Here is an 18,399-nt window from a genome sequence, read left to right on the forward strand (position 1 = left end):
CGCCGCCGTTGAAACAGGAGGGTCGGTACTAGCCAAATATCGATCGTCACCCGTGACGTCCGGATGTTCGACGAAGTTGCAGCAGTGCTCGAGATTTATGGGAGATCCGTTTCGCTGCCCGCCAAACAGGACATCAGCCAGCGCCGGCAGCGACACGCCCGTTCTCAATACTGTTCCTTGGACGAACGCTGCTCGTCCGGCTCCGGCCGCGGCGGTTGCTTGCCCCGGATCGGTAAGGCATCGTTTGACAAGGCGACGGTTTGGATATGCGAACCAACCAAGCGTTCGCTGATGCCGCTCGTTGATGCAAGACAAACCTCTGATCGACTAGATTTGGCGATCTTACTTGCCCTCGGCGAGGCTCAATCCACCTCAAAACGCCTTCGGACAGCTGAATGCGGAAAGTGCCGGTAGGAAGAAAGGGCTGGGACCGGAACCGGTCTGGATCGTATAGGCCACGTCGCGTCCGCCGACTACGAAGCGCGCCTCAACAGTGCCGTCCTTGCTGGTGATCGTCGCCTTGTCCAACAACCGCTTCAGCGACCACGGCCCTTCGAAGCTGATAACGGATTTGCGGCCCGGCATTTCCGGCATCAGTCTCAGACTGGCGGACGCCGAGGCCGCGCCGCTCGGCCAGGACATCGTGCTTGGCGTGTTACCCGCCTGGTTGCTCTGGACGATCTGGCCGTCGACGTCGAGCACCGCAGCGTCTGCATCGCCATTCAGCGAGAACGGGGTAAAGGTCAGGTTGACCGAGGGCATTGATCCGCCCGAGGGGAAAAAGGCGTTGCGGATTTCCGCAGCCAGCTGAAAGTTTTTCAGCGTCGACTTCGACAGGTCGCGCCCAAAGCGCGCATTCTGTTTCCAGCTCCAGTCCTTGCCGCTCATGTCGATCAAGGAAGCAAGGTTTTGTGCGAAGAACCGGTCCATCAGGCCGCCCGGAGAGAACAACTTGGCGAAGTCCGCCATCGCAATATCCTGGGTACCATCGCGGGCGAAGGGGTAGCGGCCGTTGACCGCCTCCTCGCACGGCTGCGTGACGGCCTGGTCGAGCATCTCGTTCAAATTCGTCAACGAAATTTCAGCCGCGTTGCCCTCAAATTCGTCTGCAGTTGCGTTGGCCATTCTGCCGAGTTGCTTGGGCAGGCGCGATGCATTGGCGCGAAGGGTGGCTACCTGCAGCTGCAGGTTGGCGTTGACACGTTCCGTCTGCGAAGCGACCTCGGTTGCCAGTTGCAGGCTCTGATGGATGTCGCGAAAATTCTGGGTCAGCGCATCGATCGGTCGGTGTCCAAAAGGACCGCTTACCAGAGCTTGGAAGGACCTGAACTGCGCTTCGATACTTGCCCCGGGGTTTTGGCTTTGAAATTTTGCAGACCCCGTACCGGCACGGCTTTGCGATTTTGAGGAGCTAATTTGAATGCCGATGCGAGCCAGGCCCTTGGCCATGTCTGCGGCGTCTTGGGACTGGCGCATAACGGTGCCGGCTTGCATCCGAGTGCCCGAGTCTTCGCCGGAGACAGGGTCGCGCGCTAGGGCTGTTTCGTCGGCAATCGCGGTAAAAAGCTGTTCGATCGGCGAGCTTGGTGAGGCAACGGCGGAAAGCGCGACATAGTGCGGCTTGTCGTTCAGCATGGCTTTGAATTTCAAAGCATCGAGAACGCTGTTCCACGCGGCTGCGAACTCCTTGCCGTAGCGATCGAGAAGTTCGGGGCCGAGCTTGAGCAACTCCTGATCGATGCCGCCTTGCTCGCCGCCACCGCCCAGTACCCACTGGTCCTCGACGAGTGTCTGCGCAATGCGCGAAAGCTGTCCGAGATAAAAGTTGTTGAATCCGGCATGGGTGTAGAGACCGGGAACACGGAGCTTCGACAAATCGCCGCCATCGACGCGCTCGAACACAAGCTGCGCTTCCGGGCCGCCTTTTTGCGAAACAGAAAAATCGTCCAGCGCAGCCGCGTACACCGCCGACTTGATCAATGCGGACGCACGATCGGCAAGGCTCATACGCCCGAGCGAACGCTGGGCGGCTTCCACAAGCGGCTGGTTGAGTTCGAAAACCGGATCATAGGCATCGTCCAGCGCAAGCATGGCGCGTAAGTGCTTTTCGAGCTGCGCGCGTCCTGACCGGTTGCTCTCGCCGGGATACCGGTTTTGTTCCCAATCCTGCTTCATCCAGGAGATGACCAACGCGTCATCGACCTTGGGTGCCTTGCCGCCAAGCATCAGGTAGATCTTGAGCGGTTCGTAAAGCGCGGCGGGTTCAGCCATCGTCGCCTGAACTTTCCGCTCAGCCTGAATAAGCAGACGCGAGCGCAACATTCGTTCCAGTGCTTGCCGGTAGGCCGTTGTCGATGCCGAAAGAAGCCTTTCCCGCTGGCTAAGGCCGACCGTTTCGTCGATCGGTGCGGGTAAGTCACTGGTTTCGAAACCGGCCGGCATGTTGCGCAACTGGTCGAGCGGCCCGATGGCGTTTTCAAGGTCGACATCGGTGACCGTCGTGCTTTTGAGCAGGGCGTCCGCTGTCTCGCGATATTGGCTCATCGCCTGCGTCGTGGAGGCGATCAGCGAGCGGTTGGCCATGAAGCTCATCCCGAGCGCGCCAAGGGCCGCTGCAGTGATCAAGGCTATGATGCCAAAGCCGCCATATCTGAGGGCCGCTGCCCGCCTTTCAGTGGCCCGGTCATAGGAAACCCATCCGGATTCGGCGAAAATGACATCGGTCAGGAGGTCGTGCAAAAAGAAGCTCTTGCCGGTCCCGGACAGATGGGGGCGGGAATTGTTGCCGAAACTGCGACCGATTGCGCCCAACACCTGATCGATCGGCGTTCCCTCTTGGGTCCCCGACGAGAAGTAGAGCCCACGCAAGCTGACGTTCACCTGGCTGCGGACCGGATCGAACAGGCTGGTCACGAAACCGGCAATTCGGCCCTTGAGCGCGTAAAACTGGGCCGGAAAGCCAAACATCGATATGCGCAAGGCCGGATCAGGCTGTTCCTGCAGGCGGTCAGGCATCTCGTCCGCCAAGCGGTTCGCCAGTGCATCGAATTCGGCCGGAGCCTCACCGGCCATGTTCTTGTTGCGGTCTGTGGTCTGGAATGTCGCGCCCCAGACCTTGCGCCTGCGCGGCTCCTCGAAACTGCCGAAATAATCCATGAAGCCGGCAACAAGATCGGCCTTGGTAAAAAGCAGGTACACCGGAAACTGGATTTTCAGCGTCTCGTGGATCTCCCTCAGGCGACCGCGTATTTCAACGACATGGGCGTCGAGCTGCTGGTCATCGAAGCTGATAAGATCGGCAAGGCTGATGGCCAGGATAACCCCGTTGATCGGTTGTCTGGTGCGGTATTTCTTGAGCAGCGCTAAAAACGCAAGCCAGCTCTTGGTGTCTCTTCCTGCATTAGAATCCTGGGTGGTGTAGCGTCCCGCCGTGTCAATCAGCACGGCCTCTTCGGTAAACCACCACTCGCAGGAGCGGGTGCCGCCAACCCCGGCCACCGGCTGGGCGTCTCCTGAACCGGCAAGCGGAAAGTTCAGACCCGAATTGACCAGTGCGGTCGTCTTGCCGGCGCCCGGCGGGCCAATGACGATGTACCAGGGAACCTCGTAGAGGAAATTGCGCTTGCGGCTCGAGCGCTTGAGTGCTGCGATGGCCTCACTCATGCGCGCCTCGAGCACCGGTGAGTCGTCATTGCTCCCGTCGTTGCGGGCAACGACGGTCTCGAGCGCTTTTTGCGCCTTTCTCACCTTCCAGACGCGCACTCCGTAACCGAGGGCCGCGGTCGCTACGATCGTGCCGATGATTGTCGCGCGCAACCAGACCGGTCCCAGCGGCCGGATATCGGCGAAGCGGATCAAAGGTCCAGCAAACCAGATCGCTGCCGCAAAACCGGCCAACGCGGCCGTGCTGAATATCCGCGGCAGCCAACGCATCATTGGCGCTTCCCACCGGCGGTCTTCACAGCGTTTCTTCCTTGGGGATCATCACGTCGACACGGCGGTTCTTGGCGCGGCCCTCGGACGTCGCATTGTCGGCAATTGGCTCATCTGCGCCCTTGCCATCGGCGGTCACTCGTGAGGGATCGCTAAGTTTCGCGGCGATCATTGTTTCAACAGCCTTCGCCCGGGCGACCGAAAGGTCAAAGTTGGATTTGAACGCGCTCGATTTCCGTGGTTTCACATTGTCCGTGTGGCCAACGATCCTGATTGGCCCCGGCTCGTGCTCAAGGGCTGCGGCAATCTGTGCGGCCAGTGACTGAGACTCAGGCTTCATTTCGGTCTTGCCAGGCTGAAACAACAATTGATTGTTGATCTCCACTACGATGAAGTCGCCTTTTGTGCCGATGGTCATCCCGCCTCGCTCGACTTGCGTGGACAGTGCCGAGCGGATGCGGTCGATCTGCTCGGTTGCGGCAGGCGAGGCAACTGTCACCGGTTCGGCAAGTGGGGGTACCACACTGGCGCGCTCGATCGTCACAGGCGTCGAGGGATTGAGCGCCAGCAACTGTTTGGCTGCAGCATCGCCTTCATCGGTCACGAACGCCCGCAACGTGAAGAACGCGGCCGTCAGCAGGGCTGATGCCGCGGCGCCAACACCCCAGAGCGGCAGGCGGGTCGAAGACGGCACCATCGTCGCCGCCATGCTTTGCCAGCGGGGGGAGATGTCCTCTCCGGCGCGGGCCCTGAAGTGGCGAAGCGTCTCGTAGACGTCGCGCCGCACACGTTCCAGACTGGTATCGTCGCGCGCCAGATCCCGATACTGGCCCTCAAATCCCACGGACAGGCAGACGTGCATCAGCTCCAGCAGGTCTAAGTGTGGCTCCGGATTGGCCAGCACCTTGTTCAGCGCTTCGAAAAAGCCGGCGCCCGTGGCTTCAACGTGAAAGAACCGCGACAACATACTGTGCTGTGCCCAGGTGTCCTTGCCGGTCCAGGGCAGGTTGCCAACAAGATCGTCGGCGGTTTCGCAAAGGGCGAACTTCGCGATCCGCGCATCCTCTTCGGCAACGCCCGACTTCTCCAGCGTCCGGTCGAACCTCTCGATCGCTTCGGCGATATGCTGGGCCAATGGCGCCGCCTGTCTTTCAACCGGCGCGAGCCTGAGATGCCCGAACAGGACGAGCAATGGTGCTGACGCAGCGAGGATCGGATTTGCCGTCGAATATTTGACCGTGTCTGCGGCTTCGAGCAGCACCTCCTGCTGAATGATCGGCCTTGACTCGGCTGCCCCGGCTTTGGCCGCTGCACCTGACGATGCTCCCTGATAAAGAATGGTTCCGGATGTCCAGTCCGGCGGCATATGCCGACCTATGTCAGGTTCGAAAACTGTCGACTCCTTGACGTCCGAGGGTCCGGCAGTCTTCGCAATCGGTTCGTTTGCGGCTGGTTTTGCATTCTGCCCGCGCCGTGGGCGGATGACGGTCTTGCCCACCGGGCCGAAAGGATCGTCCTTCGAGCTCATCGCCGATGTGCCGCTGCCATGCGGTGCCCGCGTTCGCGTGCGAGAGGCGCCAGATCTTTCCTGGCCGGATAGCGCAGGCAAGTATCATACCGGCACGGTCGCGGTCCGGAGCTACAAGAAACTATGGCGCCGCAATATGACATCTGCCGCAGACCCCAGGTCAATCAGGCTTACCCGCTTGGCGAACTTGTCGTATGTGATCGTAATCGCAGATGTTCTCGATTGGAACATGATGCGGCGCGCCGATGCGTTTTTCTTTGTCAGCTAAAGCGCCACAGTCTGTTGCGCCGGTCTATTTTTGCTCAGCTTTTGCATACGCCTCGCTAAAATAGGCCAAGAATATATCCAGCATGCCGTTTTCGTGTGCTTCCTCCATGCTCCTCCACGTCCCGACAAAAGCGTCCCATGCTTGGGCCTTCTTCGAGGTAAAAGATGTCGGCGGGAGCTTTTTGCCGATCGCTTCCGGCGAAAGGTCGTCAAGCAGTCGCGACAGCGCAGCTTGCATGGCGGCATAGGTGGCAAATTCGTGCGCCTTGAGATCGCGGAATGCGTCTTCAACGCTGTGCCTGGCATCGAGATAGCCGGCCCTACGCCGTGCGAACATGATTTCGAGGATGTCGTCGATTCCCGGCACGAACTTAAGCGGGTTGTTGTCGGCGGAGCTTATCATTGTCCGGTGCGTGCTCTTGGCCAGCGTTTTGGCGGCCGCACGTGCCTTCAGCAGCATGGCCAGTTGCTCGACCACCACCCGCAGGACCGAGCCAATTTCGGCCGCGACTTCATGCGGGTCCCGCGACTGCAGCAGTTCCGGGGAAATACCCGCTCCAATCGCGATTTCCCGCAGCACCTCGTCTCTCGTCGAAAGGACCGACGCGGGCAGCGACGGTGCTTGTTGCTCGGGCCATGGCTGTGCCGAATTCAAGAAAGGCTCGCCTCCAGAGCCAAGCAGTCGATCGGCCGCGACGGGCATGTGTCGTTGTGTCGAACCTTCGTCGCCTTGCGGATGGGTCGGCGAGGCGCGCTCGTCAATCGATACAAAGATGACGTAGCGGCCGACCAGGAGCCTGTCGCCGTGCGCCAGCCGGTGCGGACCGGTGATGCGTTGGCTCGACCCGTTGATGAAAGTGCCATTGCGCGAGATGTCATGCAGCCAAAACGCGCCTGCCTCGTATCGAATCTGGCAATGCCGGCCGGAAATGAACTTGTCCGGGTCGGGTAAGATCCAGTCGCAATTTTCGCGACCGATTTTGAAGGTGCGATCACGCGATCTGTAGCCGGGGGATACGCCAGCGGGCAGGGCATCGACATTGCTGATCTGCAGACTGATTAACATGCACAATCGCCTGTGTGATCGCTGGCGGCCTTCTCGGCACGATACTCCATGTTTTTAACGTGGCTAATCCAATTTCGCATCACATTGGCGCAAGGCAGCGGGCGAACTCTGGATCTTGCTGATTCGCCCAGCTCTGCTGGCATGCCTCTTTGGCCCGCGCAACAACATGTGGTACGCTCAACACGGACCAGCAAAGAGAATTGTTGTGAGCTTTCAGTTCCTGAACCTGTCGTCGTTAGTATAGCAGGACAGTATAGCAGGACCTTCAAATCCACTGACTACCGGGTCCAGGAGGGGCACGACCAATGCCAAATGAACGTGCCACGGTTGTGGAGACGCCGATTGGCGCCGAGCTGTTGACCTTCACGCACCTTGTCGGGCGCGATGAGATAAGCCGTTGTTTTGGCTACACGGTTGGGTTCGTAAGTACCGACCACGACATCGATCCGCTGAAGATGCTGGGTGGGGCCGTCTCGATCGAAGGTGAATCCGATCCAAAACGTTGGTTCAGCGGCCTGGTGTCCGAGTTTAGACTTACCCGGATCGAGGACCAGCTGGCCTACTACGAAACGGTCGTCAGACCATGGCTCTGGTTTCTCGGCAATACGACCGACTGCCGCATTTTCCAGAACATGAGCGTCATCGAAATCGTCGAGGAGGTTTTCTCGAAATACAGCACGGCAAAATTCGAGAAACGCCTGCAAGGTTCCTATCCGCCGCGCGAATATTGCGTGCAATATGATGAGACCGATCTGGACTTCGTGCAGCGGCTGCTCGAGCACGAGGGCATTTTGTATTTCTTCGAGCATGGCGAGGGCAAGCACACGCTTGTGCTCGCCGACGCGATGAGCAAGCTGAAGCCGGCGCCGGGCTATGAAAAAGTGCCTTACCACTTCGAGGGGCAGGGCTCCCGGCGCGATGTCGAATACATCACCGAATGGATCCCGGGCAGCTCGGTGCGGCCGGGCGCCTATGTCCATACCGACTATGATTTCAAGAAACCGGGTGCCGACCTGATGGCCAAATCGGCCCAGCCGTTCAGTCACAAGCTGGCTGCGGGCGAGAATTACCGTCAGCCCGGCGCCCATCTGGAAGTGGGCCGCGGCGATAGCCTGGCGGCGATCCGGCGCGAGGAAATCCAGGCGGTGCACCAGCGCGTCGCCGCGGTCGGAACCCTGCGCGGCCTCTATTCCGGCTGCACGTTCAAGCTGGATGGCTTTCCGCGCGAGGACCAGAACCAGGAGTATCTGGTGGTCAGCGCTGAATACAGGCTGTTCGACCCGGGCTACAGAGCCCATGCGGATGTCGACAGCGAGAACTTCAAGGTGATCCTTGGTGTGGCACCTACGGCTTTGCCCTATCGTCCGCCGCGGGTCACGACACGACCGATCATGCGCGGGCCGCAGACGGCGACCGTGGTCGGACCTTCCGGCGAGGAAATATTCACCGACAAATATGCACGGGTGAAGGTCCAGTTTCACTGGGACCGTCTGGGCAAGAAGGACCAGAACAGCTCCTGCTTCGTGCGGGTCTCGCAGACATGGGCCGGCAGCGGCTGGGGGTTCATCCAAATACCGCGTATCGGTCAGGAGGTGATCGTCGATTTCATCGAAGGCGACCCGGATCTGCCGATCATCACCGGCCGCGTCTACAATGCCTCCCAAATGCCGCCCTACGGACTGCCGGGCAGCGCTACGCAATCGGGCTGGAAGTCGGACTCCTCGAAAGGCGGCGGTGGCTACAACGAGCTGATGTTCGAGGACAAGGCCGGCTCCGAGCTGGTCAATTTCCAGGCTCAGAAGGACCATAACCTTCTGATCAAGAATGACCGCACCAAGCTGGTGCAGCACGACCAGTCCGACCGCATCGACCACGACGCCAAGCACTCCGTCGGCCACAACCTTGATGAGGACGTCGGCAACAACAAGACGGTCAAGATCGGCGTCGACCAGACGACGAATATCGGCTCCAACGATACGGAAACGGTGGGGTCAAACCGCTCGTTGAAGGTAGGGTCCAACGAGACCATCAGCATCGGCTCAAACTCGACCGAGACCATCGGCGCCAATCACGCGCAGACCGTGGCCATAGCCCAGGCGATCACCGTGGGGGCAGCGCGCGTGGACAGCGTCGGCGCGACCGAGACTCGCACGGTAGGGTCCGCGCAGACCAACACGATCGGGTCAAAACGCTCTGTCACCGTAGGTGCCGCTCAGAGCCATCAGATAGGTGCCGACGACAGCTGGAACATCGCGTCAAATCAGGACGTGACGATCGGCGGCACCCAGAAGTTTAGTATCGCCAAAGATCAGAATAGCCAGATTGGCGCGGGGAGGCGCACGGAAATTGCCAAGGACGACGGCACCAAGGTCGGTGGCGCCTTCCAGTTGGAGATAGCCAAGGCCAGCATGGTACAGATCGGCGAGGACGGCAAAATCACCGTCGCCAAGACATTCCTGATCGAAGCAGGCGACGCTATCGCCCTGAAATGCGGTTCATCGTCCATTACGATGAAGAAGGACGGCACCATCACCATAGAAGGCAAGGACATCATGATAAAGGGGTCCGGCACGATCAATGTGAAGGCGTCTAGCGACATCACCATGAAGGGCAGCAAGATAAATCAGAACTAGGGATTCCGGCATGACCGAGGTTCAAGAACGCATAGAAGGTGTGGTGATCGGCCTGTTTCTCGGCTTCAATTCTGATTCGCCATTGGTCGTGTTTCCCGGCAATCCAGGTGATGCGGCAGTTCCCGCACGCAGCCTGACTGAACTCACCTCGGCGATGATCGGGGCGGAAGTCGCATTGCTCTTCCAAGAGGGTGACCCGGCGCGGCCCTTGATCGTGGGTCGAATCGTCGAACCTGCCCGCAAATCTCCGACGCCGCAGGTCATTCGCGATGGTGAGCTGGTGACCATAGTCGGCGACGAGCGGATCGAGCTTCGCTGTGGCAAGGCAACGATTATCATGGAAAAGGATGGCCACATCACCATCCGCGGCACCTATGTGACGAGCCATGCCAGCGCCACGAACAGGGTCCGTGGCGGGTCAGTGAATCTGAACTGATGCCAAAGATCGTCTTGCGCGAGATCGTTCGCCAGCATGCCGAAATGGCAGCGTTTCTATGGACGGTCTACGACCATTATCTGCTGTATCCGGACGAGAATCCTGACATGGACGAGGAGCGGCTGGCGCGTCTTGTGGAACGGCTTGACTCGCATCTAGACGGTCTGCGTATCGCAGGAGAGGTCGGGCAGGAGATCGCTGAAACGCTCTATGCCGAGTATCCCGAAGCGGGCGAGTTGTTTGTTTTGCGCATGCTAATCAAGGGCGCACCATCGAGGATCGCGGAACTCGACCTGCCCAAGGTGAGGGCGTATCTGTCGAGCAATGGCGGCCAGAAGTAGACGAACACGACGTTCAGGCCGTCACTCCAGTCGGAATCCATTGTCATAGACAAGCGTCAGCTTCTTCCACGTTTTGCCATCGAAGCGCCAGGCAGCGTCGATGCCGGCGACATAGAGATAGTCGCCATCGCTGCGCAGGTCCGAGCCGATGCCGGTATCCTCGAAGGGCTGTAGCGCGTCCCCCGCTTCCACGCTTACGCCCACCTCGTCGCCCCAATAGGCGCGGCCCTTGAAACTACGCACGGCAAAAAAGGCATGTTCGGGCGCCTGAAGCTCCGTCGCTTCCTCGTTGGCCACTCGGAGGCAGGCGCCGCCGTCTCCGGCAAGTCGGATCGTGCCATCGGGAGCGACGTCGATGCCGCGGAACTGGTCGTGGCGATGAAGTTCCACCGCTAGCCAGCCCGAATCCGCCAACCGGTGAAGGCTGCCCTGGTTGCCGCAGGCGAACCGGCCGTGCTGAGGTGAGCCGTGAACGTCGAAATATTGTGTCGGGACAATGGGTGGTATGGGACGCCACGCAGCCCCTTGGAACCTGAGAGCCACCCCTTTGCTTCCGACGGCAATGGGCCCATCCGGGTCCTTCGCCCAGATACGCCGGAGGCTGATCTCCGAGATCTTTTCGCTCGACCAGTTCGCGCCTGCAAAACGCCAAACCCGGGTGGTTGCCTCGAGAGCAAGGAGTTCGTCCGACGGCGTCGCGGAAAGAGACATCAGCCACGCATCCGACAGAAGTATTCGCTTGGCGGTAGCCGGGTTAAAATCATCGACAACGAAGACGACCGACACGGTATTCACAAAGTCGGGATCACTGACCAGGAAGAGGATTGCGGCGCGGCCGTCGCGCATCGGCGCGACCTGTATGCATTGGTATGCCGTGTCGCTATCCTGTGCAAAAATGTCCAGCAGTTCACGGTCCATTCTCATCTTTGAACCCCTTCAAGTGCCGGCGCGTCGCTTGCACCCGACCGTCGGGCGTTGCTTCATCGCCTTCTCAACCTGTCGTGCAGATACGGTTAGTTTTTTGAGCTTTTTCTTTGCTCCAGCCACTCGCTCTTCTTCCGCGTAGGCGCGCGTGCAAGTCGTGTGGCACACCTGCTTGTCCTTTACGTCTTGCTCACTCTTGTTCATGCTCTTCTTCAAATAGTTCATATTTGCGACTTCAAGGCATTCTGTCGCGAGTGCGACCTGCGCTGGCGGGATGTCTAGGTTGTCGACGGTTGCGGCAACGCAAGTGTTCACGAAGTCGCCCAGCTTTCCCTGCGGGTTGTTGGCGATCCAGTTTCTTGCCTCAGCCGATTTGTAATAGTGGGGCGTGTTGGTCGTCCTGCCTAGAACGGAACGTCCCTCAACGCCTGCCGAACGCGCTGTTGCGCCTTCGCCAGCGACCCATTTCGCCTTCATGCAGATGCATGGTGCCTCCCTGTCGTCGTATTTCTCGCAGCATTTCAGCACGAGGTCGCGCACGCCGCCCGCTGTAAAGAACTGAACCTCGACCGTGTGTTCCTTCTGCTCGCCCGGATCGCATTTCAGCTTGTTGTATGGCTTGATGCCGAGGAACGCGCATCTGGGATCGGATTCGTCGAGGATGCCGACCTTGGGCAAGGGAGGGCCACCGGCAATGGGCGACGCGTGGTCGTTCGACGAAATGTCGGAGAAACGGCTGATCGGCTCGCCATCCATGAACACGTTGCCGGACCAGGCGTGGGCGTACTCCTTGCCCGTGTTCACAGACGTAATGACGTTCTTTTTCGGCGCGCAACCCGCTTCGTTGCCGGTGCATTTGGTGTAGTAGGACTTGTTCTTCTGGGTAACCGTCTTGCCGCCGATCTTGACGGTGCTGGTGCCGTTATCGGTGTCGCTATCGGAGCCGAAGGTCGGGTAGGGCACCGGCACGCCCGGTGGTGTCGCTGGTGTCTGTGGCGGCGTGAAACAGACATAGGGGAACGCCGCTATGACCTGGTTTGCCTGTGCTTTGCAGGCAATCTCCAGCCCGTTGGCGAAGACAGTCATGCTGCGTTCCTCGAGCCGAACAGGGCGGCGCCGCAAGCTCCAGCGTCCGAAGAAGCTTCAATGAGGACTGGATTGCCGGCAGCGTAGCCTTTTCGAGCGGCGGTCCAGGCCATACCAACCATCAACGGCACAACGGCAGCTCCAATGTTGCCAAGAGATTCAGCTGGTGACCAAAGATCCTGAAATTCGTGCCGGCCACGCAGTAGGCGTAGCGTCACGAGCGCGGCCTGCTTGAACCAGTATTGCTCGCCGACGAGATCGGAGATGCGATAGCCGAGCCGGCTCATCTCGATGCCCGTTTCACGAAAGGCCGCGTCATAGGCTGATGTCATGCCGTACGCGCGCAGGGGCAGATCCTCCTTGTTGTAGATCGATGCCGCTTCGCGCGCGAGGCCAAGTCCGAAAAGCTGAAAGGCCCCGCCGTTCGAGCGTGTGCACAACACGGCCCCGGCTGCCTCTCCTGGGATAAAACCGTCGGAATTGTCGGCCGTCAGCAGGCGGCCTCCCATGAGATAGTGGGAGATCGTCGGCGCGGTCAGGTAGCTGTCCACGCCGGCGATCATCACATAGGACACCTCACCGGAAGCCAGCAGCCGCCGGGCATGGTCGAAGGCGGCGTGTCCAGACGGACGTCCATGCGCCACGATACGGGAGTGGTCGTGGGGGGCGAGTTGGATGATGTCGCCGATCCGCCGCAACAAGGCCGAATTGTCGCGCACCGGTCGGCCGGGCCGGTCTTCTTCCGGCAGGCAAAGAATGAGCGCGGTTTGGCCACGTGCCTGTGGCACTGCTTCGAAGGCCTCGGAGATCGCACCGGCAGCAAGATGAGCCATACGTTTCTCGCCAATCCAGTTGCGCGGAAGCGGCACCGGCGCGCCGGTCAAACGAGCCTCTGGCGACTGGTGAAAATGCGTCTCCTGAAAACCATTCAACCGCGCCCGCATCGCGGCACAACTTGACGGCCCGTCGAGGCCAACGGCCGTCACCATGCCTATTGAAACGATATCGAGGCTGGCACTCATGCCGCCTCCGCGCCGTCGTCTTCGTGCAACGGAGTATCGAACTTGCGGATGTAGCGTTTGCCGGTCGCTCGAGCCAACAACATGCCGGGCGTAGGCAACCCTATCCAGCATTCGGAAAAATCAAGGATCGTGCGCTGCAGCCGCTGGGACAGACGCCAGACCAGCGAGAACTTCCGGCGCTCCGGATCAAACAGGATTGTGTCGGCCAGAACCAGCGTGTCGACCACCTTAGCTCCGTCCTTGAACAGCGCCATGGGCAGTGCCGTGTTCGGCAAGCGGAAACTCATGCGCCCCTCCGGCGTCAGGTTCACCAGTTGCACCTCTTCGCCGCCGCGCGGGCGGTCTATTTGCTGGTCTGGTGGCGCCATCTGGAAGTAGCGCTCGTCGAAGTCCGGCGGCAGGAACGGAAAGATGTTCTTGGTCCAGTTGTCGTCGTAGGTGCCGCCATACTCGATGCGCCCGGGCCAGCCGCGCCCCATCGGTCCAAAGCTCATGGGCGTGTAGTCGCCGAAAGGCGAACGGATTTCCTCGCCGACTTTTTGTGTGTTGGGTAGCCGCAAACCCGGAATGAAGCGCTGGTTCTTTGTGCGTGACCAGCCGGTGCCGACCGGGTTGGTGGAATAGACCCCCGGCAATTTGTCATCGGGGTCGAGCTTGTCGACGCCGCCCCAGGCATTGTCATAGCTGATCGGCAGTTTCAGGAACGGCTGCGGTGAGGTCGCGGTGAAGACCGGACCAATCGCGCGCCATTCGCGATTGCCCAGCACCTCGAAGAGTTTCGACCAGTTGCCGATCTTGATGCCGACAGGCACACGCTCGGCCGGCCGGCCGCCAGGCGCGTAGGCACAGCCATTGGCAATCACGTCGCAGCGAGGTTTGCGGAACGCAAAATCGGTTTCCCAGAGTGTGGCGGAATAACCCGGTTTGCCAGTTTGGGTGTCGGCGAAAACCAGAGGAACTTGTTCCGCCGATTTGCGCACGTCTCCGCCAGGTGTCTCCGGAAAATCGAAGGTCCCCTTCACCACGACGACGAGCCAATCGTGCCCTCCAACATCCGTTGCTGCCGTGAACTGGTGCGGGTAGCCCATCTGGTTCCAGATCTGCATCACCTGGTCTCCCAATTAGCGGCAAAGATTTGCTCCAGAGTCGCTTGCGGTGACAGTGGATCAATGTCGAAAATGTCCGAACCGGCTGTCCACATCACCATATCGCTGATGAGCTCGTCGCCCGGCTCGACAGGCGGCACCGGCAGTCCGGCCAAAGCGGCGTCCAGTTCGTCGGGCGTCAGTTCGCCGCGTTGGGCAGCGATGGCTGTTCGTTCGATCCCGGAAAACCAGGCTTCGGCGTGAGCCAGCTGAACGGGAGCCTCGGAAAGCTGCGCGACGACGCTCAACGGGAATTGCCTGCCAACTCTGTCGGCGCTCTGCACGATGACGCCTGCCGATGCGCCGAGAAAATCCGGACCGCTCAGGAACCGCAGCGCCGTGCCGCGCGGCCAGGGTTCCCAGCCGATGAGCGGGACGACATGCTGCGCAAGCCAGCGGTCCCAGGGACGAACAAAATCCCCCGGCAGCCGCCGCGTCACAAAATCGCCGGTCGCGGGCATCTTGCCGTAAAAGCCGGGCAGGATCAGATCTGCGGCGGACATGAAAATTTCTTGAACATTTGCAGGTTGTAAGGGTTTTCGACGCTGGCGGCCTTGAGTTGGAAATCGGCGTACATGCCTTTGGTGCCCAGGCGCAGGCTGTAGACGTCCGACAGCGAGGTGCCGGTGAAGCGACCGCTGCGCAACATTCTCAGCCACGCCCAGCTGCCGGTCTCGTTGAGCAAAATTTCGGGCGAGCCATCGATCGGCTGGAAGGCAAGCGAGATGACCCCTGTGCCGTCCTTGCCGGGCCATGTCATCGGCTGCGGCCTCGTTGCATTGTTATAGTAGACGAGGTTCTGGCCATCGAGGTTGAGCGTCACGCGCGCAACATTGGGCGACAGGTCCTTCGGTTCGAGCGTGAAGCTCATCAGCGGGCCTGTACCGCCGGGAAAGAGATCATCGCGGATCCGTCTTGCCTGTTCGAACGCGGCCAGTGCCGAAGGATCGAGGCCGAAATCGGCGCGCCATTTCCATGGCTGCGCCGACGTGTCGACATAGCTGATCAGGTGGTCGTTTATGAAGTTGTCGATCAGCCCTGCCGGTCCGAACAGGCGGGCGAAGTCGCGAATATTGACGTCTACGGCGCTGTCAGGGCTGAAAGGATAGCGGTTGTTGAGTGCTGCCTGGCAGAACGGCAGGATGTCGGCTCGCCAGATCGCGTTGAGCTCCGAGGTGACCGCCTTCTGCGTCAGACCGCTGGTATCGCCGGCAATGCCGCCCAACCAATCGTCGATCGGGTCGGGCAGGATCTGCGCCTGCCTGGCAACCGCTCCAGTCAGTTCTGCGAGGCCGCCCTGCTTCTTGATGGCGTCCTGAGGATCGGGATTGGCCGTTACCGTCTGCAGCACGTTGGACAGTGCGGTGAGCGCGACAATGGCGGCGTCGAGCGCCGGCGGCTGGCCGTCGACCTCGGCGATGGCACCCTTGAGCGGCTTGAAATGCTCGGCCACCAGACTGCCGGTAAGATCCACTTCGTCGGCGGAGCCCGCACGCGGCAAAAGCTTTGCTCCGGTTTTTACGATCTTGCCAAGCTTGCCCAGCTTGCCAAGCAGTTTCGAGCCACCTGCCGCCGCCTTATCGTTTGCCGGCGCTTCATCGGATCGCGTAAGCTCGGTCTCCTGGACCACCGCGGTGACCAGGCGCTTCAGCGCGGAGTCGGCGCTTGAAAGATCCTTGAGGTTTTCACTGGCGACGTTTAGGTCGGTCAGTGGCGCAAGCCTCATGTCGCGCAGGAAGCTGTCCCATTGCGCGATATAGTCGTCGTAATAAAGTTTCAGAATATCCTCTGACAGCGCCGACACCGAGGTTTCGGAATTCTCCGAGCAACCGCCGGCGAACACCGCCCGGTCGAGTGCTGCCTGGGCGGCGACATCCTCGACCCGGTCGAGAATGGCGTCATGGAAGCCGGCATAGGTGAACGCTCCCGAAATGCCGACCCGCAGCGTCTTGTCCGAACGCCGCGCAAAGACCTTGGCGCCGTTTGGGCCGGCGAAGTTTGCAGGGATCCATTCCTTGAGCGCAGCCACCGCCGGGTCGGCCAGCAACTGCTTGTAGGCACGAGCCGGCAAGGAAATCGTGCAGACGGTTTTCAGTGCCTCTGCAACCAGTGCCTGGTCCGGGGTGATATAACTGGCGTCAACCGCCATGCGACGGATCGCGGCAAGCTGGTGCTCTTCCGCGTCAGCTGTCGGGAAGGGGGCCGCTGCCGCGAATTCGGGCAGACTATTTACCCACCAGTTCTGGGCGAAATCCGGATCCATCTGGGAGAGGCCGGTCATCATGCGATAGGTCTTCAGCGCGCCAAGCATGAAGTCCGGATCGCGGATCTGCCGCCACATCGTCGCCTCGAGCAGCGCCACCATGTGCGGCTCGAGAACGTTACGCAAAGCATGGTCGTAAGTGTCGGTCTGTGCCCGCACCAGTTCCGCCGAGGCTGATGGCCCCAGCAAATCCTGTGCTGCGCCAGGAGGCGGGGTGCGGGCATTTGCGACCTCTTCCATTGCACCGAGGGCGATATCGATCGCAGGCTGTTCTACCGATGCCGGGTTTGCCGCGGCCGAGGTCAATGGCGTTTGCAGCGCCTCGAACTGGCTTGCCTGGGCCGTGATCGCGTTGCGGTTGTCGTAATAGGACCAGGTGAACAGCCCGCTGACCAGCAGGGCGGCTGCGGCACATGCGGCAGCCGCGCCACGCCAGACCCAGGCGCGGCGGCGTTGCGCCAGCGGATCGAAGGTGCCGAGGCCGGCTTCCTTGAAGATGACTTCGGTAAGCAGATTCTTTAGGAAGAAGCTGCGTTTTTCGACACGCAGCGCGGCCAACGCCCGGCGCGGCGGAAGGCCGAAGGAGGCAGATAGCGCTGCGGTCAACCGGTCGATCGGCGCCCCTTCCTGGGTCGCCGATGTCAGATAAAGGCCACGCAGCCAGGGGGCCTCCTCATACCGGCTTTCCCCGAACATCGCCTCGACCAGTACCTGGATCGGCTCGGACAGGCTGGCGAGTTGGGCGGGAAACCTGAAGATTTCGGCGCGGGCGGCAAGCTTGTCCTCATCCTCCAGCCGGGGCACCAGCCGCCGCTCGAGCTCGGTTGCTAACGTCGCGATTTCCCGCTCGATGGTCCTTGCATCGACATGCGCGTCGAGTGCAAACGTGGTCCCCCAGACCTGCTCGCGCGCAGCCGTCGACAAACCGCCGAAGAAAGCCTCAAATCCCTTGATCAGGTCGGCTTTGGTCAGCATCAGATAGACCGGAAGGCGGATCTCGAGGCGATCGTTGAGCTCGGCCAGCCGACGGCGGATCTTGCGGCCATGCGCCTTGATGGCGTCGTCGCCCTCCGAAAGCACATCGATCGAAAGCGCGACGATCACACCGTTGAGCGCGCGACGGCCCCGGTGCTTCTTCAAAAGGTCGAGGAAGCCCAGCCACTCCACCGCGTCGACGTCGGGTTGGCTCTCCTGTTGGACATAGCGGCCTGCAGTGTCGATCAGAACCGCGCTCTCCGAAAAGAACCAGTCGCAATTGCGCGTGCCGCCGACCCCTTGCAGGTCGTCGGTCAGGTCGATCGGAAAGTTCAACCCCGACTGCCGCAAGGCTGTGGTCTTGCCGGTGGCCGGCGGCCCGACGATAACGTACCACGGCATCTCGCGCAGGAACTTGCGACCGCCCAGTTTGCGGCGCTTCAACTCGGCCATGACCTCGGCGAACTTGGCACCGACGGCAGCGACATTCTCTTCGCCGGGGCTGAGTGGCTTCTCCACCGCCGGCGCGGCGATTTCGGCGACGAACATCCGGTTGGCACGGATCGCCCGACGCTGGGCAACGATCAACCAGATCAGCCAGAAGATGACCAGCAGCGCGATGATGACGATGCGCACATTGTCCGAGGCGAAAGGGTCGTAGGGTCCGACCCTGACGATCGGCCCGAATACCCAGATCACCAACGAAAGCAGCGTGATGCCAATCAGTGTCCACAGCCAGCGCGATGTCAGGACCGCCCAGAGGAAGCGCAGGATGAACAT

At 60.6% G+C, this 18,399-nt stretch carries 13 protein-coding genes; 4 read left to right on the forward strand and 9 right to left on the reverse strand.

Annotation, left to right across the window (positions count from 1 at the left end):
• Nucleotides 1–372 precede the first annotated feature (372 nt).
• The gene (gene tssM / locus X760_RS60370) at nucleotides 373–3,936 is read right to left on the reverse strand and encodes a type VI secretion system membrane subunit TssM (RefSeq protein WP_031194385.1); all 3,564 of its coding nucleotides are present in this window, start codon (nucleotides 3,934–3,936) and stop codon (nucleotides 373–375) included.
• 22 nt (nucleotides 3,937–3,958) lie between these two features.
• Nucleotides 3,959–5,299, reverse strand: a complete 1,341-nt coding sequence (tssL, locus tag X760_RS60375) for a type VI secretion system protein TssL, long form (RefSeq protein ID WP_348633234.1) — start codon at nucleotides 5,297–5,299, stop codon at nucleotides 3,959–3,961.
• Nucleotides 5,300–5,423: 124 nt separating this feature from the next.
• Here tssL and X760_RS77270 point away from each other — a divergent pair, with 124 nt between their 5' ends.
• Nucleotides 5,424–5,729, forward strand: coding sequence for a hypothetical protein (locus tag X760_RS77270; RefSeq protein WP_198030519.1), 306 nt, complete (start codon nucleotides 5,424–5,426; stop codon nucleotides 5,727–5,729).
• A 24-nt stretch (nucleotides 5,730–5,753) separates the two neighbouring features.
• Here X760_RS77270 and tagH read toward each other — a convergent pair whose 3' ends face one another.
• Complete coding sequence (tagH, locus tag X760_RS60380) at nucleotides 5,754–6,794, reverse strand: type VI secretion system-associated FHA domain protein TagH (protein WP_023720325.1); 1,041 nt, start codon at nucleotides 6,792–6,794, stop codon at nucleotides 5,754–5,756.
• Between the two features lie 305 nt (nucleotides 6,795–7,099).
• Here tagH and tssI point away from each other — a divergent pair, with 305 nt between their 5' ends.
• Genes tssI through X760_RS60395 form a run of 3 tightly spaced genes read left to right on the forward strand, consistent with a single transcriptional unit; the run spans nucleotide 7,100 to nucleotide 10,204 of the window.
• Nucleotides 7,100–9,427 (forward strand): type VI secretion system tip protein TssI/VgrG, encoded by a 2,328-nt coding sequence (gene tssI / locus X760_RS60385; RefSeq protein ID WP_023720326.1) that lies wholly within the window; start codon nucleotides 7,100–7,102, stop codon nucleotides 9,425–9,427.
• Between the two features lie 10 nt (nucleotides 9,428–9,437).
• A complete protein-coding gene (locus X760_RS60390) occupies nucleotides 9,438–9,863 on the forward strand; it encodes a DUF6484 domain-containing protein (protein ID WP_023720327.1) in 426 nt (141 codons plus the stop codon).
• Nucleotides 9,863–10,204 carry a hypothetical protein gene (locus X760_RS60395; RefSeq protein WP_023720328.1) on the forward strand — a complete coding sequence of 114 codons (342 nt, stop codon included), beginning with the start codon at nucleotides 9,863–9,865 and terminating at the stop codon, nucleotides 10,202–10,204. The genes X760_RS60390 and X760_RS60395 overlap by 1 nt, the downstream gene beginning before the upstream one ends.
• Nucleotides 10,205–10,225: 21 nt before the next feature.
• Here X760_RS60395 and X760_RS60400 read toward each other — a convergent pair whose 3' ends face one another.
• The 6 genes from X760_RS60400 to tssM (X760_RS60420) are packed head-to-tail and all read right to left on the reverse strand — an operon-like array spanning nucleotide 10,226 to nucleotide 18,399.
• Nucleotides 10,226–11,122, reverse strand: coding sequence for a hypothetical protein (locus X760_RS60400; RefSeq protein ID WP_023720329.1), 897 nt, complete (start codon nucleotides 11,120–11,122; stop codon nucleotides 10,226–10,228).
• Nucleotides 11,123–11,140: 18 nt separating this feature from the next.
• Nucleotides 11,141–12,214 (reverse strand): PAAR-like domain-containing protein, encoded by a 1,074-nt coding sequence (locus X760_RS78025; protein WP_023720330.1) that lies wholly within the window; start codon nucleotides 12,212–12,214, stop codon nucleotides 11,141–11,143.
• Nucleotides 12,211–13,236: a beta-ketoacyl synthase N-terminal-like domain-containing protein gene (locus tag X760_RS60405; RefSeq protein WP_031194389.1), complete on the reverse strand. Its 1,026-nt coding sequence runs from the start codon at nucleotides 13,234–13,236 to the stop codon at nucleotides 12,211–12,213. Before X760_RS60405 ends, X760_RS78025 begins: the two co-directional genes overlap by 4 nt.
• Entirely contained in the window at nucleotides 13,233–14,342 is a 1,110-nt protein-coding gene (locus tag X760_RS60410) for a DUF2169 domain-containing protein (protein ID WP_023720332.1), read from the reverse strand. Before X760_RS60410 ends, X760_RS60405 begins: the two co-directional genes overlap by 4 nt.
• A complete protein-coding gene (gene tagF / locus X760_RS60415) occupies nucleotides 14,342–14,884 on the reverse strand; it encodes a type VI secretion system-associated protein TagF (RefSeq protein ID WP_023720333.1) in 543 nt (180 codons plus the stop codon). The genes X760_RS60410 and tagF overlap by 1 nt, the downstream gene beginning before the upstream one ends.
• The gene (gene tssM, locus X760_RS60420) at nucleotides 14,866–18,399 is read right to left on the reverse strand and encodes a type VI secretion system membrane subunit TssM (protein ID WP_023720334.1); all 3,534 of its coding nucleotides are present in this window, start codon (nucleotides 18,397–18,399) and stop codon (nucleotides 14,866–14,868) included. Before tssM (X760_RS60420) ends, tagF begins: the two co-directional genes overlap by 19 nt.

It is taken from the genome of Mesorhizobium sp. LSHC420B00, from assembly GCF_000503055.1.
Classification (GTDB): Bacteria; Pseudomonadota; Alphaproteobacteria; order Rhizobiales; family Rhizobiaceae; genus Mesorhizobium.